Below are 5,736 nucleotides of genomic sequence, written 5' to 3'. Positions count from 1 at the left end.
AAGGTGTTGACGGCCTGGAAAGATGATGTAAGATGAGCGGCTCACTCGGGACGAAATGTTCCGGGGCTGAAACGGAAAGTTTCAGCAAGTGATTGAGATCTTTGACAGTGTGCGCAGGTGACTTGTGTGGGCGCCTTGCGGTGGATGACAGAATGTCAAACATATGCAAGCGTCTAACCTAAGAGTCAATTCAAAAGCTTGACGTTTTACGGTTAGGACAACGCTTCGGAAAGATAGATCAGCTTCGGTTGATCGAAAACTTAAGTGAAGAGTTTGATCCTGGCTCAGATTGAACGCTGGCGGCATGCTTAACACATGCAAGTCGAACGGCAGCACAGTGGTAGCAATACCATGGGTGGCGAGTGGCGGACGGGTGAGTAATGCATCGGGACCTACCCAGACGTGGGGGATAACGTAGGGAAACTTACGCTAATACCGCATACGTCCTACGGGAGAAAGCGGGGGATCTTCGGACCTCGCGCGGTTGGACGGGCCGATGTGCGATTAGCTAGTTGGTAGGGTAAAGGCCTACCAAGGCGACGATCGCTAGCTGGTCTGAGAGGATGATCAGCCACACTGGGACTGAGACACGGCCCAGACTCCTACGGGAGGCAGCAGTGGGGAATATTGGACAATGGGCGCAAGCCTGATCCAGCAATGCCGCGTGTGTGAAGAAGGCCTTCGGGTTGTAAAGCACTTTTATCAGGAGCGAAACGCTGTCGGCTAATACCCGGCGGAACTGACGGTACCTGAGGAATAAGCACCGGCTAACTTCGTGCCAGCAGCCGCGGTAATACGAAGGGTGCAAGCGTTAATCGGAATTACTGGGCGTAAAGCGTGCGTAGGCGGTGGCTTAAGTCTGTTGTGAAATCCCCGGGCTCAACCTGGGAATGGCAATGGATACTGGGTCGCTAGAGTGTGATAGAGGATGGTGGAATTCCCGGTGTAGCGGTGAAATGCGTAGAGATCGGGAGGAACATCAGTGGCGAAGGCGGCCATCTGGATCAACACTGACGCTGAGGCACGAAAGCGTGGGGAGCAAACAGGATTAGATACCCTGGTAGTCCACGCCCTAAACGATGCGAACTGGATGTTGGTCTCAACTCGGAGATCAGTGTCGAAGCTAACGCGTTAAGTTCGCCGCCTGGGGAGTACGGTCGCAAGACTGAAACTCAAAGGAATTGACGGGGGCCCGCACAAGCGGTGGAGTATGTGGTTTAATTCGATGCAACGCGAAGAACCTTACCTGGCCTTGACATGTCTGGAATCCTGCAGAGATGCGGGAGTGCCTTCGGGAATCAGAACACAGGTGCTGCATGGCTGTCGTCAGCTCGTGTCGTGAGATGTTGGGTTAAGTCCCGCAACGAGCGCAACCCTTGTCCTTAGTTGCCAGCACGTAAAGGTGGGAACTCTAAGGAGACTGCCGGTGACAAACCGGAGGAAGGTGGGGATGACGTCAAGTCATCATGGCCCTTACGGCCAGGGCTACACACGTACTACAATGGTCGGTACAGAGGGTTGCAATACCGCGAGGTGGAGCCAATCCCAGAAAGCCGATCCCAGTCCGGATTGGAGTCTGCAACTCGACTCCATGAAGTCGGAATCGCTAGTAATCGCAGATCAGCTATGCTGCGGTGAATACGTTCCCGGGCCTTGTACACACCGCCCGTCACACCATGGGAGTGAGTTGCTCCAGAAGCCGTTAGTCTAACCGCAAGGGGGACGACGACCACGGAGTGGTTCATGACTGGGGTGAAGTCGTAACAAGGTAGCCGTATCGGAAGGTGCGGCTGGATCACCTCCTTTCGAGAGCGACATCGTCTCCCCGCAAGACGTCCACACAAGACACCTGCTTTATTTCACGCGAAGTTTGCTTCACGCGACATCCCTGTCGCGAAGAGCAAAGCCAGCCATCCCTGGCTGGACTCTTCATGAAACGTCCGCTTCGATGCGAATCATCGAAGCGTGGGTTGTTTCTGTTGAGGTACAAAGGTTCCCGGGTCTGTAGCTCAGGTGGTTAGAGCGCACCCCTGATAAGGGTGAGGCCGGTGGTTCGAGTCCTCCCAGACCCACCATCACCGGATGCCGATCCATCGGCGAAAGCCCGGCCATCTATGGTCGGACTGTTCACAGTAAGTCCTGGGGCCATAGCTCAGCTGGGAGAGCACCTGCTTTGCAAGCAGGGGGTCGTCAGTTCGATCCTGACTGGCTCCACCATCGACGTGAAATAGCAGCGCACACATCAGATTTATGAAGCGAGGCGGCATTGTGGCCGTTCTTGTGTTCTTTGAAAACGTAAACGAGTGACAAGCGTCTTGGTTCGAAACCGAATCGAGATGTGTCGTTGAGGCAAATAAGCGAACGCGTTGTTTGGACGTGTGGCCCTAAGGCGACTTGGGGTTATATGGTCAAGCGACCAAGCGTATACGGTGGATGCCTTGGCGGTCAGAGGCGATGAAGGACGTGGCAGCCTGCGAAAAGTGTCGGGGAGCTGGCAACAAGCTTTGATCCGGCAATGTCCGAATGGGGAAACCCACCTCGCAAGAGGTATCGTGCACTGAATACATAGGTGTACGAAGCGAACCCGGGGAACTGAAATATCTAAGTACCCGGAGGAAAAGAAATCAACCGAGATTCCGTCAGTAGCGACGAGCGAACGCGGACTAGCCCAAAAGTTTCTTATGTTCTAGCCGAACGGTTTGGAAAGGCCGGCCATAGCGGGTGATAGCCCCGTAGGCGAAAGGGCATAGGGAATGAAATTGAGTAAGGCGGGGCACGAGAAACCCTGTCTGAACATGGGGGGACCATCCTCCAAGGCTAAATACTCCTGACCGACCGATAGCGAACAAGTACCGTGAGGGAAAGGCGAAAAGAACCCCGGAGAGGGGAGTGAAATAGACCCTGAAACCGTATACGTACAAGCAGTGGAAGCCCGCAAGGGTGACTGCGTACCTTTTGTATAATGGGTCAGCGACTTACTGTCAGTGGCGAGCTTAACCGTCTAGGGGAGGCGAAGGGAAACCGAGTCTGAATAGGGCGCATAGTCTCTGGCAGTAGACCCGAAACCGAGTGATCTATCCATGGCCAGGTTGAAGGTGCGGTAACACGCACTGGAGGACCGAACCCACATCTGTTGCAATAGATGGGGATGAGCTGTGGATAGGAGTGAAAGGCTAAACAAACTCGGAGATAGCTGGTTCTCCTCGAAAGCTATTTAGGTAGCGCCTCGTATGAATCTTCCTGGGGGTAGAGCACTGTTATGGCTAGCGGGCCATCGCGGCTTAGTAAACCATGGCAAACTCCGAATACCAGGACAGAATGTACGGGAGACACACGGCGGGTGCTAACGTCCGTCGTGAAAAGGGAAACAACCCAGACCCGCAGCTAAGGTCCCCAAGTTAGTGCTAAGTGGAAAACGATGTGGAAAGGCATAGACAGCCAGGAGGTTGGCTTAGAAGCAGCCACCCTTTAAAGAAAGCGTAATAGCTCACTGGTCGAGTCGGTCTGCGCGGAAGATTTAACGGGGCTAAGCACTACACCGAAGCTCGGGGTGCACACTATGTGTGCGCGGTAGAGGAGCGTTCCGTAAGCCTGTGAAGGTGGATCGTAAGGTCTGCTGGAGGTATCGGAAGTGCGAATGCTGACATGAGTAACGATAATGGGGGTGAAAAGCCCCCACGCCGAAAGCCCAAGGTTTCCTCGCGCAACGTTCATCGGCGCAGGGTGAGTCGGCCCCTAAGGCGAGGCAGAAATGCGTAGTCGATGGGAAGCCGGTTAATATTCCGGCACTTGTCTGTAGTGCGATGTGGGGACGGAGAAAGTTAGGTCTACCGGGCGTTGGTTGTCCCGGGGAAAGGCGGTAGGCATGAGGGTTAGGCAAATCCGGCCCTCTTTATGCCGAGCACCGAGACGAGCCCTTTAGGGCGAAGTGACTGACACTACGCTTCCAGGAAAAGCCACTAAGCTTCAGCTACAGAGAAACCGTACCGTAAACCGACACTGGTAGGCAGGGTGAGAATCCCAAGGCGCTTGAGAGAACTCGGGTGAAGGAACTAGGCAAAATGGCACCGTAACTTCGGGAGAAGGTGCGCCCTTTGGTGTGGTCACATGCGTGACTGGGCACCGAAGGGTCGCAGTAACCTGGCCGCTGCGACTGTTTATCAAAAACACAGCACTCTGCAAACACGAAAGTGGACGTATAGGGTGTGACGCCTGCCCGGTGCTGGAAGGTTAATTGATGGGGTCAGCCGCAAGGCGAAGCTCTTGATCGAAGCCCCAGTAAACGGCGGCCGTAACTATAACGGTCCTAAGGTAGCGAAATTCCTTGTCGGGTAAGTTCCGACCTGCACGAATGGCGTAACGACAGCGGCGCTGTCTCCACCCGAGACTCAGTGAAATTGAAATCGCTGTGAAGATGCAGCGTTCCCGCGGCAAGACGGAAAGACCCCGTGAACCTTTACTACAGCTTCACACTGAACGTTGAGTTCTTCTGTGTAGGATAGGTGGGAGGCTATGAAACCGAGACGCTAGTTTCGGTGGAGCCATCCTTGAAATACCACCCTGAAGTGCTTGACGTTCTAACCTAGGTCCGTAATCCGGATCAGGGACCGTGTGTGGTGGGTAGTTTGACTGGGGCGGTCTCCTCCCAAAGAGTAACGGAGGAGCACGAAGGTACGCTCAGCGCGGTCGGACATCGCGCACTGTGTGCAAAGGCATAAGCGTGCTTGACTGCGAGATCGACGGATCAAGCAGGTACGAAAGTAGGTCTTAGTGATCCGGTGGTTCTGTATGGAAGGGCCATCGCTCAACGGATAAAAGGTACTCCGGGGATAACAGGCTGATACCGCCCAAGAGTTCATATCGACGGCGGTGTTTGGCACCTCGATGTCGGCTCATCACATCCTGGGGCTGTAGCCGGTCCCAAGGGTATGGCTGTTCGCCATTTAAAGTGGTACGCGAGCTGGGTTCAGAACGTCGTGAGACAGTTCGGTCCCTATCTGTCGTGGGCGTTGGAGATTTGAGGGGGGCTGCTCCTAGTACGAGAGGACCGGAGTGGACGTTCCGCTGGTGTTCGGGTTGTCATGCCCATGGCATTGCCCGGTAGCTATGAACGGAAGCGATAACCGCTGAAAGCATCTAAGCGGGAAGCGCGCCCCAAGATGAGATCTCCCGAGAGCTCGACTCTCCTTAAGGCACCATCAAGACTAGGTGGTTGATAGGCGCGGTGTGGAAGTGCAGCAATGCATTGAGCTTACGCGTACTAATGAGCCGTGCGGCTTGACCATATAACCCCAAGACGCTTTGCTTGAAGTGCCTTCCTGGCACGGTGAAAGCGGCCATCCCTGGCCGCACTCCTCAGGAAAAGCACGCTTCAACGAACCATCTCGAAAGAATTTCACCAGACGCTTGTCACTCGTTTACCCTTTAGTCCACGCGAGATCCGTCTCGCGGAAGAGCAAAAACCAGCCTTGGCTGGGCTCTTCAAAGTTGCGGGACTGGCGCTTCACAGCGCTGTCCCCACCCTTTCCCTGGCGGCTATAGCGCTGTGGCCCCACCCGATCCCATCCCGAACTCGGAAGTGAAACGCAGCCGCGCCGATGGTAGTGTGCATCCGCATGCAAGAGTAGGTCACCGCCAGGGGCTTTATCCCTCGAACGCCTTCCCCTCCCGGGGAAGGCGTTTCTCTTTGGGCGCGACGATGGCGGGTGCGGACACGTTACCCTCGCCTGGCATGGC

At 55.1% G+C, this 5,736-nt stretch carries 2 tRNA genes and 3 rRNA genes; all 5 read left to right on the top strand.

The features are described 5' to 3' along the window. The first annotated feature begins 261 nt into the window (after positions 1-261). The 5 genes from MJ605_RS19140 to rrf all read left to right on the top strand — a co-directional run bounded on the left by MJ605_RS19140 (position 262) and on the right by rrf (position 5,640). Positions 262-1,806 (top strand): 16S ribosomal RNA (locus MJ605_RS19140). Positions 1,807-1,998: 192 nt separating this feature from the next. Further along, positions 1,999-2,075: transfer RNA gene (locus MJ605_RS19135), tRNA-Ile, on the top strand. Between the two features lie 66 nt (positions 2,076-2,141). Beyond that, positions 2,142-2,217 (top strand) — tRNA-Ala (locus MJ605_RS19130). Positions 2,218-2,406: 189 nt separating this feature from the next. After that, a 23S ribosomal RNA gene (locus MJ605_RS19125) occupies positions 2,407-5,285 on the top strand. 242 nt (positions 5,286-5,527) lie between these two features. Further along, positions 5,528-5,640: ribosomal RNA gene (gene rrf, locus MJ605_RS19120) — 5S ribosomal RNA — on the top strand. The 16S, 23S and 5S rRNA genes sit together here with 2 tRNA genes alongside, the layout of an rRNA operon. The last annotated feature ends 96 nt before the right edge of the window (positions 5,641-5,736 follow it).

This window comes from Dyella sedimenti, assembly GCF_022760995.1.
GTDB lineage: Bacteria > Pseudomonadota > Gammaproteobacteria > Xanthomonadales > Rhodanobacteraceae > Dyella > Dyella sedimenti.
Note: the sequence above shows the minus strand (reverse complement) of the source record. Positions and strands in the feature narration are given on the sequence as shown.